An 18,392-nucleotide genomic window follows, 5' to 3' on the forward strand; every position below is an offset into this window, starting at 1 on the left:
GTTAATGGATTCCAATGAGGACTTTTCTCTGCATGATCATAGCGTATTTAGCTATTTCTACAGGGAGGTCAAATTAGGGTGGAACCACGAGCCAAGCGCACTCGTCCCTTTCTGGGACAGTGTGCTTTTTTGCGCTTACTATTCTAATTATTGGAGGAATCTATAATGTCTATTCACATTTCTTTACCTGATGGCTCGATCCGTTCTGTAGATTCACCTGTATCTATCGCTGAGTTCGCTTCTTCGATCAGCACAAGTCTTGGCAAACAAGCTATTGCCGGCAAGATCAATAATCAACTGGTTGACCTCAATACTATCATTGATCAAGATAGTGCGGTTGAGATGATCACACTGGATGATGCTGAAGGATTAGCCATTTATCGTCATAGCACTGCTCATCTAATGGCACAAGCGATTAAACGCCTTTATAGTGATCAACAAGTGAAGCTAGGCATTGGTCCTGTGATTGCAGACGGATTTTATTATGATATTGATATTGCTAACCCTTTGTCTGTAGAACAATTAAGAGATATTGAAAAAGAAATGAACAAGATTATCAATGAAAACTTGCCGATCGTCCGTAAAGTCGTTAGTCGTGCAGAAGCATTGGCTATTTTTACAGACATCAATGATCCTTATAAATTAGAGTTAATTCACGATCTGCCGCTAGACGCAGAAATTTCAATCTATGAGCAAGGTGAATTTTTCGACCTTTGTCGTGGTCCTCATCTTCCTTCCACTGGCAAAATAAAAGTATTCAAATTATTGCATGTTGCAGGCGCTTACTGGCGCGGTGATGCTAATCAGAAAATGTTACAACGTATCTATGGAACAGCTTTTGCCAAAAAAAATCAATTGGATGAACATCTTCATATGCTAGAAGAAGCGAAAAAAAGAGACCATCGCAAACTGGGAAAAGAATTGGATTTGTTTATGTTCTCAGAAGAAGCACCCGGTATGCCGTTCTATTTGCCTAAAGGAATGGCTTTGCGGACAGAATTGGAGAACTTTTCACGCGACATGCAATTGAAAAATGGCTATCAAGAAGTTCGTACACCGCTAATGATGAATCAGCGACTTTGGGAACAATCCGGTCACTGGGATCATTACAAAGACAATATGTATTTTGCTCCTGTGGATGCAGAAGCATTTGCTTTGAAACCGATGAACTGTCCGGGACATATGTTGATTTACAAAAACGATCTGCATTCTTATCGTGAACTTCCTATTCGGATGATGGAGTTCGGTCAGGTACATCGTCATGAATTCTCCGGTGCGCTTAACGGTATGATGCGTGTGCGTACTTTCTGTCAGGATGATGCTCATATCTATGCGATGCCACATCAGATTGAAGATGAGATCAATCAGGCGATGACACTTCTCGATGATATGTATAAAGTATTTGGATTTGATTACAAAATCGAATTATCGACTCGTCCAGCAGATTATATGGGTGCAGATGAGTTATGGGATCAGGCTGAACAAGCGCTAAGTAATGTGCTGGATCATCGAGGAATTGAGTATACACTTAATGAAGGTGATGGTGCCTTTTATGGTCCCAAAATCGACTTTCATATTCTAGATGCGCTCAAACGTAGCTGGCAATGCGGTACTATCCAACTTGATTTTCAAATGCCTGAAAAATTCGATCTGACTTATATCGGTGAAGACAATCTCAAGCATCGTCCTGTTGTGATTCATCGTGCGATTTATGGTTCGATCGATCGCTTTCTAGGTATACTAACAGAACATTATTCAGGTGCTTTCCCTGTCTGGTTAGCTCCAGTGCAGATTAAAATCCTACCTGTTTCTGAACATTATATTGATTATGGATTGCAAGTGAAACAACAATTGATCCAAACAGGTATTCGTGTTCAGATCGATATTCGTAATGAAAAATTAGGTTACAAAATGCGTGAAGCTCAAATGGAAAAAGCACCTTATATCTTGGTTGTTGGTGAAAATGAGAAAAATGCTAATTCTGCTTCTGTTCGTCAACATGGTGGCGCTGATCTAGGTGTTCTTTCTATAGAAGAAATTATTTCAACAATTGCTCAGCAAAATAATGCTAAGTCGTAATCAAGTGAACGTTGTTTGAGCAACATTTTTCTAAAAGAAAAAGAATCCTTTAGCAAATTGCCTAAAGGATTCTTTTTTGTACATATACTATATTATTTGAACATTGCCTATCATCTGCACCATCTTAGATTAATTTAGCTAATTTGAGTAGACGTTGCATAACGGTTGCTGTCTCTGCTCTACTCATTTGACCTGTTGGGTTCAGTAATTTGCCATTCCCTTGAACTACACCCGATGACAACACTGCTTGAGTGGCTGTCTGTGCCCAAGTGGCTACTTTGTTTTGATCTGAATAGCTGCTTAATGTAGCGCTACCTGCTGTTTGTTGTAGTTTGACAATAGCGATCGCCCGGTTCAAGATCACAAATGCTTCTTGACGAGAAATCGTTTGAGTTGGACGGAATGTACCATCTTCATATCCATCGATTAAGTTGTACTTATTAGCGACAGTTACAGCACCCATATACCAATCAGATGTCGATACATCTGTGAATTTGGAAGAGGTTCCTGTATCTGATAAACCTAGAGCACGCACTAGAATAGCTGCAAATTCTGCTCTTGTCACATTGCTATTCGGATTAAAATGAGTTGCATCAACTCCATTGACAATAAGACGTGAAGCCATATCATTTACCGCTGATTTCGACCAATGATTAGCTACATCTGATAATTCTTCTGGATTCCAGATGAGACCGTAATTACTATTGGTCAAGCTGTTAACGACTGCATAATAAGCTTCGCCTTGCTTAGCGACCGCAGTAGGCACATGATGAATATTTTGCTGTGCATCGACAACAACAGCTGTTGTAATACGACTAGGATCATATGTTGCTGGAATTGGTAATTCGCGTTTGACATAAGTGGTAAATTCATTCACCGCTGACGTCTGATTATTGTAAGTAGCTGTAACATTGAAGTCTACTGGAGCTACCGCTACTATAAATCCATCACGAGCAGCACGATTATTCAGTGCATTAATCACTGCATCTGTACTACGAGTAATGGTGACATTGACTTCTAGCTGTGCTGAATTCGCATTGTTACCAAGTTCCCCTGCTAGTTGTTGAATACGTAATTGAGTAGAAGGTAATGTGTAATTACCTAGTACAGTCTCAATACGTAAAGTTGCTTGTGCACCTGCAAGAATCTGTACTGCTTCCCCAGTTAATACAGTATTGATCTTGTCAGCACTCGCTTTGACAGGAATAATAACTTGTGGAGCATTGCCTTCATTCGCTAACAAGTTGCCTAATTTATCTGTATCTACTGTGGCTGTAAAAACAGATTGACCATTTTGTTGATTTAATACCCCTGTAGCGATTTGTTCAATTTGTCGTCCATTAATGATAATTTCAAAACCACTTGATGTAGATGGCGTTGTAGGTTCTGTTGTACCTGGGTTTGTGCCCGGCGTACTAGAATCATCTGGATTACTCGATCCGCCACCGCCTGAGCCAGAGTCCGATTTCTTATCACGTTTGATCGTGATCGTATACGATTGTGTAGCACCATTTTGAGCAGTAACGATAATCGTAACTACATTCTCTCCTACAGACAAAGCAATTGGATCCGATGTTCCTGCATCTGCAAGTACTTTACCATTAACGGTTATCGTTGCATCTGAATCATATACCGATGCTGTAACCGTAATATTGTTTGTAGCGTTACTTACACTCATATTATAATTATTGATTTCTGGATTAAATGCTGGACTGAATACAAGTCCATTAACGGTTAATCCTTTGAGATTGCTTCCACTTGAAGCAGATTTAGCTTTGATAATCAGATCAAATGTTTTGGTATCTGTAACACTTCCACGTTGGACTTGAGCAGTTAAGCGAACGTTCTGGTCACCTTCACTATAGGTACTGCGTGTGACTGTACCTGTAGAACTTACTCGTTGTGGATTGCTTGATTCCCATGTAATAACGGTATTATTACTTCCTGTTAGAGCAAGTCCTACATTTTGGGTGACTGCATTGGCAGTATCGCCATTTGCATATTGTACTTGCAAAGCATTCATATCTTCAGCTACTGCCTGTACATCCGTAATTGGAAGAGATTTGACTACTACGGTAAATGTTTTAATCGACAGTGCTGCATTTTTCTGAATCAATGCATTTAGAGTGACGGTCACATCAGGATTAGGATAAGATGGACGCGTGACTGTTCCGTTATTTTGTATCACGCTTGGATTATTTGTGGTCCAATTGACAGTAGTAGCGTTAATTCCTGTGGTAGGTAACGTAAGATTCTGAGTCACCGAACTCTCACTATCTCCTGTTGCATAGCCAATCACTAATGTATTGTATGCTTCACTTACAGCATCGGCATCACTAATATTGTTACGGGTAACTGTAATCGTATACGTTTGTGTGGTTCCATCTGTCATCGTAATCACAACTGGAATCGTGTTACTTCCTACAGCCAAAGGAACAGTCGTTGCTGTAGCACTAGTAGCATTTATCCCTGCTACTGTTAATTGTTGAGGTGTAGTGATGGTTGTTGGTGTGACTTGGATGGTGGAAGATGAATAATTAACTGTAGCTGTATATGATGTTGTAGCCGTATCAAACACAGGATTCAATGTCCCAGCGCTAATCGTTAAATTACTTAGATTAGGATTTTGAAGACGTTTCACTTGAAGAGTATACGTTTTGATCGAATTATCTGATGCTGTCACTTCAATAACAATACTATTATTTCCTGTAGCAAGACCGACTATTGTTGCAGTACCACTTGTAACCAAATTACTATCGATTCTCACTACAGCATTAGGATCATCTGTCGTCGGCGTAACACTAATATTACTGGTTGCATCATTGACTGAAGCTGTATAAGACGTAACTGTCGCATCAAATGCTGGCGACAATGTACCTGCACTGATCAATAAGTTAGCTAAATTAGCATTATTCGTTGCAGCAGCCCGTGTTACTGTAGTAGTGTATGTTTTGGTCGTTGTTCCATCTTGCGCAGTGACTATAGTGGTAATGGTATTGTCTCCTACATTTAATGCAATACTTTGTGAAGCATTTCCACTACTTACCGCAACTCCATTTACAGTCACACTTGCTGCACTATCCGCTACCGTTGGTGTGACAGTCAGACTACTTATATTATAACCAACAGAAGCTGTATAACTGGTTGTTCCTGAGGCAAATGTTGGAGACAATATACCCTGACTCAATACCAAATTAGTTAGATTAGCATTAATGCTTACTGCTCTAGTGACAGTAATTGTGTACGTTTTAGGCGAACCATTTTGCGCTGTTACAGTAATTGTAATGGTATTACTTCCTACATTTAATGGAATACTTTGTGAAGCATTTCCACTGGTTACGGCATTTCCATTCACCGTCACACTTGCTGTATTAACTGCTGTAGTCGGTGTGACTGTAATACTTGTTGTTGCATTACTCACACTAGCCGTGTAACTGGGTGTTGCTGAGTTATATGTGGGAGATAAGGTTCCCGAACTTATGGATAATCCGCCTAAATTATTATTACTATTTGCTGCTCTAGTGACAGTAATTGTGTACGATTTGGTTGTTGTTCCGTCTTGTGCGGTAACTACCGTTGTAATCGTATTACTACCTACATTTAATGCAATCGCTCCTGAAGCATTTCCACTACTTACTGCGACTCCATTCACTTTCACACTTGCTGTAGCATCTGCTAATGTGGGCGTTATGGTAAGACTTGTTGTTGCATTGTTCACACTAGCGGTGTAATTGGTTGTTCCTGAAGCAAAAGCAGGAGACAGTGTTCCCGAACTTATGGATAGTGCACTTAAATCGGCATTTGTACTTGGAGGTGCTGCGCGATTCACAGTCACTGTATATGTCTGGGTGGTTGTTCCATCTTCAGCAGTGACTACCGTTGTAATTGTATTGTTACCTACATTCAATGCAATACTTCCTGAAGCATTTCCACTTGTCACTGTTGCTCCGTTAACCGTAACAGTTGCATTGGTGTTAGATACTGTTGGAGTAACCGTTAGACTGGTGACATTATTAGCTACGTCAGCCGTGTAACTTGTTGTTCCTGAGGCAAACGATGGGGATAACGTTCCCTGACTAATTGCTAGGCTACTTAAATTCGCATTGGTGCTTGGGGCTGCCGCACGAGTCACAGTCACTGTATATGTCTGAGTTGATCCATCTTGCGCTGTAACTACAGTTGTAATCATATTACTGCCTACTGCAAGAGCAATACTTCCTGAAGCATTTCCACTGGTTACCGTAACTCCATTTACTGTAACTGTTGCATTACTATTGGCTACTGTTGGGGTAACCGTTAGACTCGTAACGTTATTAGTTACGTTAGCTGTATAACTTGTTGTTCCTGAGGCAAACGATGGGGATAACGTTCCCTGACTAATCGCTAGACTACTTAAATTGGCATTGGTGCTTGGGCCTGCTCGTGTAACGGTGATGGTATACGTTTTGGTCGTTGTTCCATCTTGTGCTGTTACTTCTACTGGAATCGGATTGCTTCCTACGGATAAAGATACCGTTCTAGCTGTTCCACTCGTAGTAGCAGTTCCATTCACTTTGACAGTAGCATTCGCTTGATTGACTGTTGGGGTGATATTAATAGTAGTGACACCAAATGCTACACTTGCAGTGTAACTTGTAGTGCCTGAGGCAAAGGTTGGAGATAATATTCCTTGATTGATCGAAAGAGCATTAAGTGTAGCATCAGTACTTGCTGGTGCAATAGCTTGAGTTCTAATGCTTCCTGCATCACCTACAGCTGTAAATTGATTACTGCTTGATGCTATTCCATACAAAACGGGCGTTGCATTCGGTGTTTCTGAAGTCCATGATGTACCATTACTCGAAGTCAAAATAACTCCATTTGTAAAAGTTCCATCAAGATCTCCAATAAGTACATATTTACCACCACTATAAGTAATATCATAAAAAACAGTTGCTGACGCTCCAGAAATCGGTTGAGGAGCATTCCAACTTGTCCCATTGGTAGATGTTATTATTTTTCCATCTGATGTTGCGTAAAAAGAACCGTTTAAAAATCTAACCGAATATAAGGAGCTACTTCCTGCAATCGGTCCTCTATTGGTCCAATTTACACCATCTGGTGAACTATAAGCTATTCCATTCGCACCTACGGCTACAAAGATGTTATTCCCATAAGCAACTCCTAAAAAATCATCGGAAGCAGGTTTTGTATTCGTCCATGTGATAGCGTCTGAAGAATAATAAATATCGCCGCTATTGGCTACAATCACATAGGTAGAATTAGCATAGGTAACACCACTTAAATTATTAGCAGTAGAAATACTGTGTTCTGTCCAATTTATCGCATCACTAGAAGTGAAAACATGACCTGCATTACCAACAACTACCCATTTTCCTCCTCCATACGTAACATTCAAAAAAGATTCGGTATAAGGTGTTGGGGCAGTATCGACTGTACGTTCTGTCCAGGTAGCTCCGTCAGTAGAAGTGACCACTTTGCCACCTTCAGCTGAACCTACCCACATTCCATTTCCATAGGCAACTTTATAAATGGCTTGATTGGTATCAGATGTCACTGTTGTCCATGTGGTAGCCGCAGAAGCTACGTTGTTACCTGACCACCCTGTCGAAGTCAATACTAGAATTAAGGCTAACATCATACAAAAAAATCTTTTATACCTTTTAAAATAAATAGGCTTTGTCAATGTTTTACCCCCTTCTATCTGTAAATCGTAAGCGCCACTATTATAAATAACAGAAGCACAAATAATCTTACTTATAACATAGTTTATTTTTGAAGAAAAAAGAATAGATTTTTCTAGAAAAAATAAATATATTCTGTGTTTAGTGGAATATTTTTGAATTTTTGATTAGAATGAGGATATCTTGAAGAAGGGAGCGATCCAAGTATGCCTTTAAAAGCCGCAACAGAGCAAGATGCGAGCTTTTTATTCAAATTATTTGAAGCACAGAAAACAGCAGAATTAGAATTGTATCACGTCGATATTCATTTTAAAAATAGTATTATCTCTATGCAGTGGAATTCTAAAAATCAAAGCTATCTGCATAGCTTTCCTAATCTTCAAACATTTGTTATTTTACACGAAGAACAAGCTGTAGGTTCTTGTATGATCGATTACACACCTCAAGAAATACACATTATCGATATTCTGATCTCCTCAACTTTCCGCAATCTTAATATTGGCACACTCCTTTTCAAGCAATTACAACTAGAAGCACAACAACAAAAGATTCCTCTTCGTTTACAAGTAGCTGTAGATAATCCAGCAAAACGATTGTATGACCGCTTAGGATTTAACATTTATCAATCAGATCCAGTCTATTTATCGATGGAATGGATACCGTCCTCTTTTCAATCAACTATATCTCACTAATCTAAATGCTAGGAGTGAAGACGATGAGTGAAGCTTTTGTAGGCGAAATAAGAATGTTTGCTGGCAATTATGCTCCTGAAAATTGGGCTTTTTGCGATGGACAATTACTTACTATCAGTGAATATGAAATTTTATTCTCATTATTAGGAACTACTTATGGTGGAGATGGACAGACTAATTTTGCTGTACCTGATTTACGTGGTCGTCTGCCTATTCATATTGGGACAAATACAGGTACAACTTATACTTTGGGACAGAAATCAGGTTCAGAAACAAATACGTTACAAACGAGTGAATTACCCCCACATACTCATCCCGTCAAAGCCACATCCGATACAGCTACTGTCAATACGCCTGCAAATAATACATGGGCTTCAACCGCAACTAACCTTTATTCTAATGTCACCACAACAGATGTAACGCCAATGGATTCTACAGCAGTTTCTATGAACGGCGGTGGTCAATCACATAGTAATATGATGCCTTCTCTCACTATTTCATTCATTATCAGCTTAATTGGAATCTATCCATCAAGACCCTAATTTATTATTTGGAGGAGGATTATACTATGGAACCGTTTTTAGGCGAACTTCGGATATTTCCTTATGGTTTTGTTCCAAAAGGATGGCTAGCATGTAATGGACAATTACTACCTGTCAATCAAAATTCTGCTCTCTTTTCATTATTAGGAGTCGTTTACGGCGGAGATGGAAGAACAACATTTGCTCTACCTAATTTACAAGGACAAGTTCCACTTGGAACAGGAGTTAATTCATCTGGAACCACATATGCATTAGGTCAAAAAGCTGGCGAAGCCAATCATCCACTTACGGTTACTGAGATGCCTCAACATAATCATAATATAAAAGCATCTTCTGCAACTGCTTCTTCCAAAACACCAACAAGTAATGCTTGGTCAACACCAGCGCCGAATACTTATAAGCCTTCTACAGGTGCAACAGCCGTAACATTAGCGCCTAATGCTCTTGCTAATGCTGGGACAGGGACAGGTCATAACAATATGCAACCTTATTTGGCACTGACCATCTGTATTGCCACTACCGGACTTTATCCACCTCGTCCTTAATATCGATATAACATTTAATAAGTATACGTTTAGCAAAAGCAATCATCATATTATTAATGGAGGTATCTCTTATGGCTGATCCATTTGTAGGCGAAATTCGAATGTTTGCTGGAAATTTTGCACCCCAAGACTGGTTTTTTTGCCAAGGACAAGAATTAAATGGAGCAAATTATAATCAACTTTATAGTGTTATCGGAACTATTTATGGTGCAGGAACAAGCCCAAATACATTTAAATTACCTAATTTGCAAGGTAATGTTCCTATGCATCAAGGTACAGGTGCTAACCCAGCCTTGACTCCCCATCCTATCGCAAGTACAGCAGGTACAGAAACAGTGACATTATCAGCAGTAGAAATGCCTCTTCATAATCATATTCCACAAGCCAAAGCTATTCCGGGCAATACTACTTCTCCAAATAATGCCCTTTGGTCGCAATCTCCAAAAGTAGGACCTTCTCAATCACAAATTAATCTATATGCTGTACCTAATTCTACAGTTCCTATGGATCTACTCATGGTACAAAATACAGGTGGCGGTCAACCCCATAATAATATGCAACCTTATTTAGCTTTAAGCTTTATTATTTGTTATAGTGGAGAATATCCTATTAGATCTTAAGATTTAACCACTAGAAAGGAATTGGTACACCATGTCTATTCGTTCCACAGAAGCGATTCCTGTCTATTTAGACACTTTGCAATTGAACGCTTTACAGTTCCAACATGAACAGGTCAGCCATTCGATTCAAGAAAAGAGTCGCCATCTTCTTACTTTTGATTTTGTCATTACTGGTAATCAAGAGTATCATGATGTGACTTCTCATTTATACGGGCAGACTTTTGATGTTAAAGTGCCTTCTCACGATCTTCATTTCAAAGGAACGATTCACAACTATTCGACTTCTGTACCGAAGCTGACTACAGAGGAAGATACCGTCAATGTTCATTTAGAGCTTATGGAGATTCAAGAATAATCTCTAGATTATAGTCTTCCTATCAAAAAGCCTTTATAAGAACTGAAGTGCTTGTAAACTTCAGCGAACTTATAAAGGTTTTTTTGCGTGGATTTTTAATTTTTTTGAAAATATCATTAAAATGTGAAACTTTTTACCTTTAGGTTACGTATTATATAGTATACCTAATCAAATTGATTCAATTTTGGCTAAAAATCATTATTCTCATGGAAAACTGCGAACCTTTTTCTCTATTATGTCTGTTTTTCGTCTAAATGCGACAATTGACATAGACTTCTCATGGTGTCGTTCATTGGTTATTCATATTATAATGGTATAGTTACGAAAGATAAGAACGTATAGGAAAATAATTGAATTGAGAAGCTATTCATTATTTATAACTGACAATAACTTACTTTCAGCAAAAATACACATGTATTTCGGAGAGGATCTAACTATTATGAAAAAACTTACTTATTCTTTATCTGCTGCTTTATTGGCTCTTACGATTATGCCTTGGCAAACATCAACAGCTAGTGCAGAAGAAGCTGTTGCTACGGTAACTCCTTTTACAAGTGAAATTACAGTTCAAACAGAAGCTAACTTTACTAATGCAGCAACAGTGGATACGTTTATCAAACAAGCGGTTCGTAACCATGTGTCTGTTATTAATATGACAGTCAAACAAGATAGCGACGTGAATGGATCATCTGGTTATGTTTTCTATAACAGTGAATTGGTGAAAGAAGCTACTGGATTCACAGAATTCGATGCATTGGCTGATGTGATTGATGAAGCTCATCAATATGGCATCAAAGTGAACGCTGTTGTTCCACAATTCCAAGATAAAGCGGCTATTGATAAAAACTCATCTTGGCAAATGCGTACAATCAATGATAAAGGAAGAGTTTCAGCTTACACAGGTATGAACGGAAGTACCTACTATGTAAATCCTTTTGAATCTGATGTACAAACGTACGAACGTTCTATTATTAAAGAAGTCGTAACTAATTATAATGTAGATGGCGTTGTATTAAGCGGTCTTGATTTTGATACCGATCGTGTAGATATGAATACTTCTACTCGTAATGCATTCCAATCTGCTAATGGATTCGATCCAGACACGATTGATTTTACGAAAAGCAACAGTAACAAATTAAACACTTGGAACACTTGGAAAGCAGAGCAATTAGCAGCTTATGTAAAAGCAGTGGATGAAGATATCGCAACAATCAAACCTGATCTAGCACTTGGTGTATTCACGGTATCTCCTACTTTAACAGGTACAAGCCAAGATATTTCATTATTTAAAGATAGTGTAGACTTTATTCTTCCTATCGCTGATTTTCAAACTTTAGGTTATTCTGCGGATTGGGTATACAGTAACAATGGTATCCTTAAAGCAACAGAAGCTAAATTAGCAACAACAGTGCCAAATGCTAAAACAACTACTGAAGAAAAACCAGCGGTAACCATCATCCCTTCATTAAATATTGAATTAAATACAGCTGATGTACAAAATATCTACAACGGTATGCGTACCAATGCTCCAACGATTACATCTGTAAACTATGCAGTTAAAGGTCAATGGACTGACGCGATGTTCAATAATGTTGGTGTTCGTAATTCATTCTAAAATCAATCATTTGAGAACGTAAATCATCTCAGTTACATTTCAACTCCCTTCCTTCTACGGATAGGGAGTTTTTTCTATATTTTTTTAATATCTATCTTTGAGAAATGAAATCTTTGACTGTGTTATCATAAGTACTGTACTATTTGTATGACTGAATATAAATATGGAAAATACATACAGACTGAAGAAGATAAGTACAATGAATCTGGAGGAACTATTATGAAAACAGTCATCAAAAAACGTGTCGTTATTGGACTTATCTGTGTTGTTGCCGGTATTATTGGTCTGGCTTCTAATAATTTAGGATTAGGTGGCAAACCCGGTTCTCTTGTACATAAACAAATATGGGAATTATCTGGTGGGCAATTGAAAGCATTAAGTATCTATTCTGCTTATGATGTGCAGGTGGATTTTGTGCCAAGTACAGATGGTAAAGATACTGTTCAATTTGAAGGTAAGCTAGATCAAGGTATCTCCAAGCAACTACAACAGACAACGATTCAAAACGATACCCTACAACTGTCGTTAAAAGAAACAAGTAATGGATTTAATTTATTCCATTGGGATGTGACACCTGCTATTCAACATATAACAGTTGCTTTAACAGATCCAGCTCAATTGCAACAATTTAATATGGATGTATCATCTGCTCATACAACACTCAAAAATGTAACAGCTACCAACATACAACTCCAAACCAGTTCAGGCGATGTAAAAGCTTATGATTTGAAAGGCAAAACGCAATTAGCTACTTCTTCAGGTGATATTCGCTTAGAACACTGGCAAGGTTCTACGCTCGATCTAGCTTCAGGTTCAGGCGATATTTATGCGCAACGCTTAGATGGAGATGTTCATACAAACGCAAGTTCCGGTGAAACCGAAATTCAGCAATTAGGCGGAGAAGGTCATATCGAATCGCAATCTGGTGATATCTTAATCACTCTTCAAAAAGGAGCACGTAATCTAGAAGCTTCTGCTCAATCGGGCGATATTGAAATCCACACTAACCATCAATTTGAAGGTTCATATGAAGCCCATACGAACTCAGGCGATGTGGAAGTTCCACCTAATGGTACAAATAGTCCTTATATGATCAAAGCCAATACGTCTTCTGGTGATATTGAGATTGAATAAGTATCCTCTGGATTATAAAGGTGAATAGATTATTATCTGTATCTATCTACAATTAAGTTTCTCGATCTGCTACCACCAGAATATCCATATTGCGTGCATAACGTAATACTTTTTTCAATAATGAATCTCTGCCCCATCTTTTCCAAGGTGGGGTACTTGTCTGTCCAAGAATCATCTGAGTTGCATGGTACGATTGAGCTTCTTCTACAATAGACTGGGCTAAACGTTGACGTAGTGGTTGATAGCGAATCTCAAATTCTCCGCCTAGACGTACTGTTAAATGATGCAACTTATCTGCTTTGTCCGCTATTACACCTGCCAGTGAGAACTCGCTACCCAGATGAATATACGAAACGATTAATTTGGCTTTGAGTCGATACGCAATGCGGAATCCGCGCCGAATCAGACGCTCTGCTTCATGATCTAATTTGACACCTACGAAAATAATTTCTTCTCGTTGCCAAGGGCCACGCAATGAATCTTTACGCTCCCACGATTCTAAACGCTCATCGACATCATCAGCGACTTCACGTAATGCCAATTCACGTAAAGCAATCAGATTACCCATTTTGAAAAAGTTACTGAGTGCCTGTTCGACTTTGGACGCAGCATAAATTTTGCCTTCTTGTAATCGTTGGCGTAACGTCTGTGGTGTAACATCAATCAATTCTACCTCATCTGCCAAATGCAAAATGGAATCCGGTACTGTTTCTCGTACACGAACTCCTGTGATTTGTTCAACAGCATCATTTAAGCTTTCCAAATGCTGAATATTGACTGTAGATATCACTGAAATGCCTGCTGCTAATAACTCTGTGATATCTTCATATCGCTTACTATTACGGCTACCCGGTACATTGGTATGAGCTAATTCATCGACCAAAACGACTTCTGGGTTACGTTCAATAATCTTTTGTACATCTAATTCTTCTAAATGATGATCACCATACTTGATCACTTGCTTTGGTAATAATGTCAATGAAGCCGCTTGATCTGCTGTTTCTTGTCGTCCATGAGTTTCTAATAAACCAATCACCACATCTATACCTTGGCGATGCAGTTCGTTACCTTCACGTAGCATCGTATATGTTTTGCCAACTCCGGGTGCTGCTCCTACATATACTTTAAATGTACCGCGCCGAATATGGTCAATTTGACGAGCAATTTCTTCTGAAGGTAAACGACGATAGACATCTTCTTTTTTAGGAACATTCACTTTAGCCGTTTTGGCAGGTAAAATACGTTCTCCTTCTTGCTCTGCACGATCTGCCATCAAAAAAATATCAATATCCCGTGTCATTAACAATACACCATTAATCACAGAACGATTGATCCATTCTTGCCAGCGATTTTGGCGTGAATGTCCTAATACAATACGTGTTACTTGGTGTTCTTTGGCATAACGTACTACTTGTCTTGGTAATCTGCGCTTAGAGATCATTGCCACTTCTTCAAATACGCCACCCACTTGAGTCGATAACTCACGGATCGAACGCTTGAATGTTTCTTCTTCGCGATTGAGCTTACGTGCTTTATTTTGAAAAGAAACAACTAACAAATCTCCACTTAACCGCCGGGCAATCTGTTGTCCACGCCGGATATAAATAGAACCATTCCAGTGGTACTGCACAGACACCATAATACGTTCTGCTGTTCCTGTCGGTCCGGTCAGCCCTTGTTCGGCACGATGCTTCTCCAGTGTACCGCCTACTCCCTCTGCCACAGTGCGCAGTGCTAATTCACGTAACACAGCCAGATTCCCACGTTCAAAAAAAGCACGGTCACTACTATTATCCAACAGACCAGCAGAATAACGTTGCAGCACCACTTCTGGCGTGACATCAATTAATCGAACTTCATCGGCTTGGTGTAACGTATCCGCAGGAACCGTACATTCCACTTCTCGGCCAATATACTGCTGAGCCAATTGAGCCGAACCTTCCAGTTCATATACATTAACTGTTACCATGACACTGATTCCATGTTCCAATAGATAACGAATATCTTCCCAGCGTGTCCGATGCTTCGCTTCAGGTCGATTCATATGAGCCAAATGATCGACTAAAACGACCTCTGGATTGCGCATAATAATTTGTTCTAGATTCAAATCTTTTTGTTCCCACTGTTGCCCTTGCTTGTCTTCTTTCACCCAATGGATACTTGGAATGCGTTCTAGATCGCCTAATTGTTGCATCGTTTCCGGACGTTGTAAGGTAGATACTGCACAAATGACAACATCTATTCCTTCTTGACGGAGCATCTGACCATCCCGAAGCATATGGTACGTTTTACCGGAGCCACTTACGGCTCCGATATATACTTTCAAACGTCCCTGTTTTAATTTGGTGATCATTTGTAACAATTCTTCAGGTGTTTTGCGGCGAAAAGTGTTCATGATGCAGATAGCTCTTTTTGCAAAGCAAGATTCAGTTTCAATACATTAACGGCTGGTTCACCGAATATACCTAATTGTCGGGATGATGTATTTTGCTGAACTAAAGCTTGTAATTGATCTGCTGAGACTCCTGTTAATGAACTAATTCTTGGAATCTGAGCTTTAGCAGATTCAGGGCTAATATCAGGATCTAATCCTGAGCCTGAATTGGTGATCAAATCTACCGGTAAAGAAGATACGGGAACATCTGGATTTTGCTTTTGCCATGTACCTACAGATTCTTGCAGGCGTTTGAGCAATTCTGGATTAGATGGTGCAAAGTTTGGTGATCCTGATCCATTCGCATTGTAATCAATACTGGATATCCGTCCTTGGAAATATTGAGGTTCTGTAAATGATTGTCCGATCAGTTCAGAACCAACAACCTGATTGTTACTATTATAAATAAGACTTCCATCCGCCTGCTTGGACATCAATGCTTGCGCAACCCCTGTAACTGCTAGTTGATAGAACACACAACAGAGCAGAAATAAAATGATACTTGTTCGTAAAGTCACCCATACCGTTTTCATACCTATTCTTTCCCTTCATTTCTTAGTAGTCATTTCAAAGTATCTGTATCGTTCGTTGAACTTATTTCTTATAAAAAAGTCTGCATAATTAAATCAATACATTTGATACCGACAAAAGGAACGACTACTCCCCCAAATCCATAGATAAATAGATTACGACGCAATAATTTGGTAGAACTCATTGGCTTATAAGCGACACCTTTCATCGCTAGTGGAATCAGAATCGGAATAATGATGGCATTAAAGATTAGCGCTGATAAAATAGCGGACATTGGTGAATGTAGGTTCATAATATTCAGCACTTGCATTTGCGGAATAGCCACCATAAACATCGCTGGAATAATTGCAAAATATTTAGCAATATCATTCGCAATACTGAATGTCGTTAAGCTACCACGAGTCATCAATAGCTGTTTACCAATAGCGACCACTTCGATAATTTTGGAAGGATCGGAATCCAGATCGATCATATTGGCTGCTTCTTTGGCAGCAACTGTACCACTATTCATCGCAATCCCTACATCGGCTTGTGCAAGTGCAGGTGCATCATTGGTACCATCACCTGTCATTGCAACTAATTTACCTTCTGCTTGTTCACGGCGAATAACGGCTATTTTGTCTTCCGGCGTACTTTCAGCGATATAATCATCGACTCCTGCTTCCCTTGCAATCGTTGCTGCGGTTAGTGGATTATCCCCTGTACACATAATCGTTTTGATACCCATACTACGCATTTGTTCAAAACGTTCTTTCATACCTGCTTTGACTGTATCTTTAAGATAAATCAATCCATAAATTTCTTGATCTACAGCCACTGCAAGAGGTGTTCCTCCAGCAGAAGCAATAGCATCATTATTGGCTTGTAAATTATCCGGAATAGTTCCTCCCTGAGACACAACCCATTTTCTGATTGCATCGACTGCACCTTTACGTACTTTGCGACCATCGGTAAGATCCAGACCGCTCATTCGTGTCTCTGCACGGAACTCGATAATCTCTGCGCCTTCGCTTAACGATTGCGGATATTCCCAATTTTGCTTTTTCATCAATTCTAGAACAGAACGACCTTCTGGTGTCTCGTCAAAAGCAGAACTTACGGCTGCCCATTCGCCGACTTCTTGTGGTGAATGTCCTTCTGTCGGTACAAATTCGCTAGCCATCCGATTACCATACGTAATCGTACCTGTTTTATCTAAAATAATCGTATTGATATCACCAGAAGCTTCTACTGCTTTCCCTGACATTGCTAATACATTAAAGCGTGTTACCCGATCCATCCCAGCGATCCCAATAGCAGATAACAATCCACCAATCGTTGTTGGTATTAAGCAGACTAACAACGCAATAAGTACAGGTACAGATAGAACAATATTTAAGTAGCTTGCCATAAAAGGCAATGTAACAACAACCATTAAAAAGATAATTGTTAAGCTTATCAATACTGTGTTTAACGCAATTTCATTAGGTGTCTTCTGACGTTCAGCACCTTCGACCAGACTAATCATCCGATCCATAAACGATTCACCCGGATCGCTTGTAATACGAATAATGATCTCATCACTAATCACCATCGTACCACCAGTGACAGAACTAAAGTCTCCACCTGCTTCTTTAATCACAGGAGCTGATTCGCCTGTAATCGCTGATTCGTCCACAGATGCCAGTCCTTTAATGACTTCGCCATCTCCAGGAATCATTTCGCCCTGTACCACTTTGACGATATCCCCTTTACGTAGTTGAGTGGAAGATACAGCGACAATCTGCTCGCCTTCGATCCGATTCGCAATAATTTCTTTTTGCGTATTTTTCATGGAATCGGCTTGAGCTTTACCTCGTCCTTCCGCCAATGCTTCTGCAAAGTTCGCAAATAGTATCGTGAACAAAAGAATAATAGCGACAGCAATATTAAATCCTGTTGAAACCGAGTCGCCAAAAGCATTAGGGACAAAAATTAACAATAAACTAATAATCAAGCCTACTTCTACTACAAACATTACTGGATTACGTGCCATCAGTTTAGGATTTAATTTGATCACGGACTGCTGTAAAGCTTTGGAGATCAAGTCCCGGCTCATCATTGATGATTTACTTTTCATTACATTGTTCCTCCACTTAGCGTTTGGTAGTATACACGCACTATATATTGATAGAAAAAGATA

At 39.3% G+C, this 18,392-nt stretch carries 12 protein-coding genes; 8 read left to right on the forward strand and 4 right to left on the reverse strand.

All coding sequences use genetic code 11. From position 1 onward, the window contains the following. The first annotated feature begins 165 nt into the window (after positions 1–165). Positions 166–2,079 (forward strand): threonine--tRNA ligase, encoded by a 1,914-nt coding sequence (gene thrS / locus RCP16_RS08570; protein ID WP_308642178.1) that lies wholly within the window; start codon positions 166–168, stop codon positions 2,077–2,079. Positions 2,080–2,203: 124 nt separating this feature from the next. Here thrS and RCP16_RS08575 read toward each other — a convergent pair whose 3' ends face one another. Further along, positions 2,204–7,720, reverse strand: coding sequence for a cadherin-like beta sandwich domain-containing protein (locus RCP16_RS08575; protein WP_308642179.1), 5,517 nt, complete (start codon positions 7,718–7,720; stop codon positions 2,204–2,206). 249 nt (positions 7,721–7,969) lie between these two features. Between RCP16_RS08575 and RCP16_RS08580 the strand changes: the two genes are divergently transcribed. From RCP16_RS08580 to RCP16_RS08610, 7 genes are all read left to right on the forward strand, one after another. Further along, positions 7,970–8,455 carry a GNAT family N-acetyltransferase gene (locus RCP16_RS08580; RefSeq protein WP_069328200.1) on the forward strand — a complete coding sequence of 162 codons (486 nt, stop codon included), beginning with the start codon at positions 7,970–7,972 and terminating at the stop codon, positions 8,453–8,455. Positions 8,456–8,478: 23 nt separating this feature from the next. Further along, entirely contained in the window at positions 8,479–8,997 is a 519-nt protein-coding gene (locus RCP16_RS08585) for a phage tail protein (protein ID WP_308642180.1), read from the forward strand. 26 nt (positions 8,998–9,023) lie between these two features. After that, positions 9,024–9,542: a phage tail protein gene (locus RCP16_RS08590; protein ID WP_137224987.1), complete on the forward strand. Its 519-nt coding sequence runs from the start codon at positions 9,024–9,026 to the stop codon at positions 9,540–9,542. 71 nt (positions 9,543–9,613) lie between these two features. Next, positions 9,614–10,162 carry a phage tail protein gene (locus tag RCP16_RS08595; RefSeq protein ID WP_273593880.1) on the forward strand — a complete coding sequence of 183 codons (549 nt, stop codon included), beginning with the start codon at positions 9,614–9,616 and terminating at the stop codon, positions 10,160–10,162. A gap of 31 nt (positions 10,163–10,193) precedes the next feature. After that, complete coding sequence (locus tag RCP16_RS08600) at positions 10,194–10,517, forward strand: DUF3219 family protein (protein WP_083243540.1); 324 nt, start codon at positions 10,194–10,196, stop codon at positions 10,515–10,517. 439 nt (positions 10,518–10,956) lie between these two features. Further along, positions 10,957–12,132, forward strand: coding sequence for a family 10 glycosylhydrolase (locus RCP16_RS08605; RefSeq protein ID WP_308642181.1), 1,176 nt, complete (start codon positions 10,957–10,959; stop codon positions 12,130–12,132). A 219-nt stretch (positions 12,133–12,351) separates the two neighbouring features. Continuing rightward, complete coding sequence (locus RCP16_RS08610) at positions 12,352–13,266, forward strand: DUF4097 family beta strand repeat-containing protein (RefSeq protein ID WP_069328195.1); 915 nt, start codon at positions 12,352–12,354, stop codon at positions 13,264–13,266. Between the two features lie 52 nt (positions 13,267–13,318). On the opposite strand, the gene RCP16_RS08615 is transcribed toward RCP16_RS08610, so the two are convergent. From RCP16_RS08615 to kdpB, 3 genes are all read right to left on the reverse strand, one after another. Further along, positions 13,319–15,661 (reverse strand): histidine kinase, encoded by a 2,343-nt coding sequence (locus RCP16_RS08615; protein ID WP_069328194.1) that lies wholly within the window; start codon positions 15,659–15,661, stop codon positions 13,319–13,321. Then, positions 15,658–16,233: a potassium-transporting ATPase subunit KdpC gene (gene kdpC / locus RCP16_RS08620; RefSeq protein ID WP_137224997.1), complete on the reverse strand. Its 576-nt coding sequence runs from the start codon at positions 16,231–16,233 to the stop codon at positions 15,658–15,660. Before kdpC ends, RCP16_RS08615 begins: the two co-directional genes overlap by 4 nt. A 68-nt stretch (positions 16,234–16,301) precedes the next feature. Beyond that, positions 16,302–18,329, reverse strand: a complete 2,028-nt coding sequence (kdpB, locus tag RCP16_RS08625; RefSeq protein WP_308642182.1) for a potassium-transporting ATPase subunit KdpB — start codon at positions 18,327–18,329, stop codon at positions 16,302–16,304. Positions 18,330–18,392 lie beyond the last annotated feature (63 nt).

The sequence above is a fragment of the Paenibacillus nuruki genome, from assembly GCF_963311185.1.
GTDB lineage: Bacteria > Bacillota > Bacilli > Paenibacillales > Paenibacillaceae > Saccharibacillus > Saccharibacillus nuruki.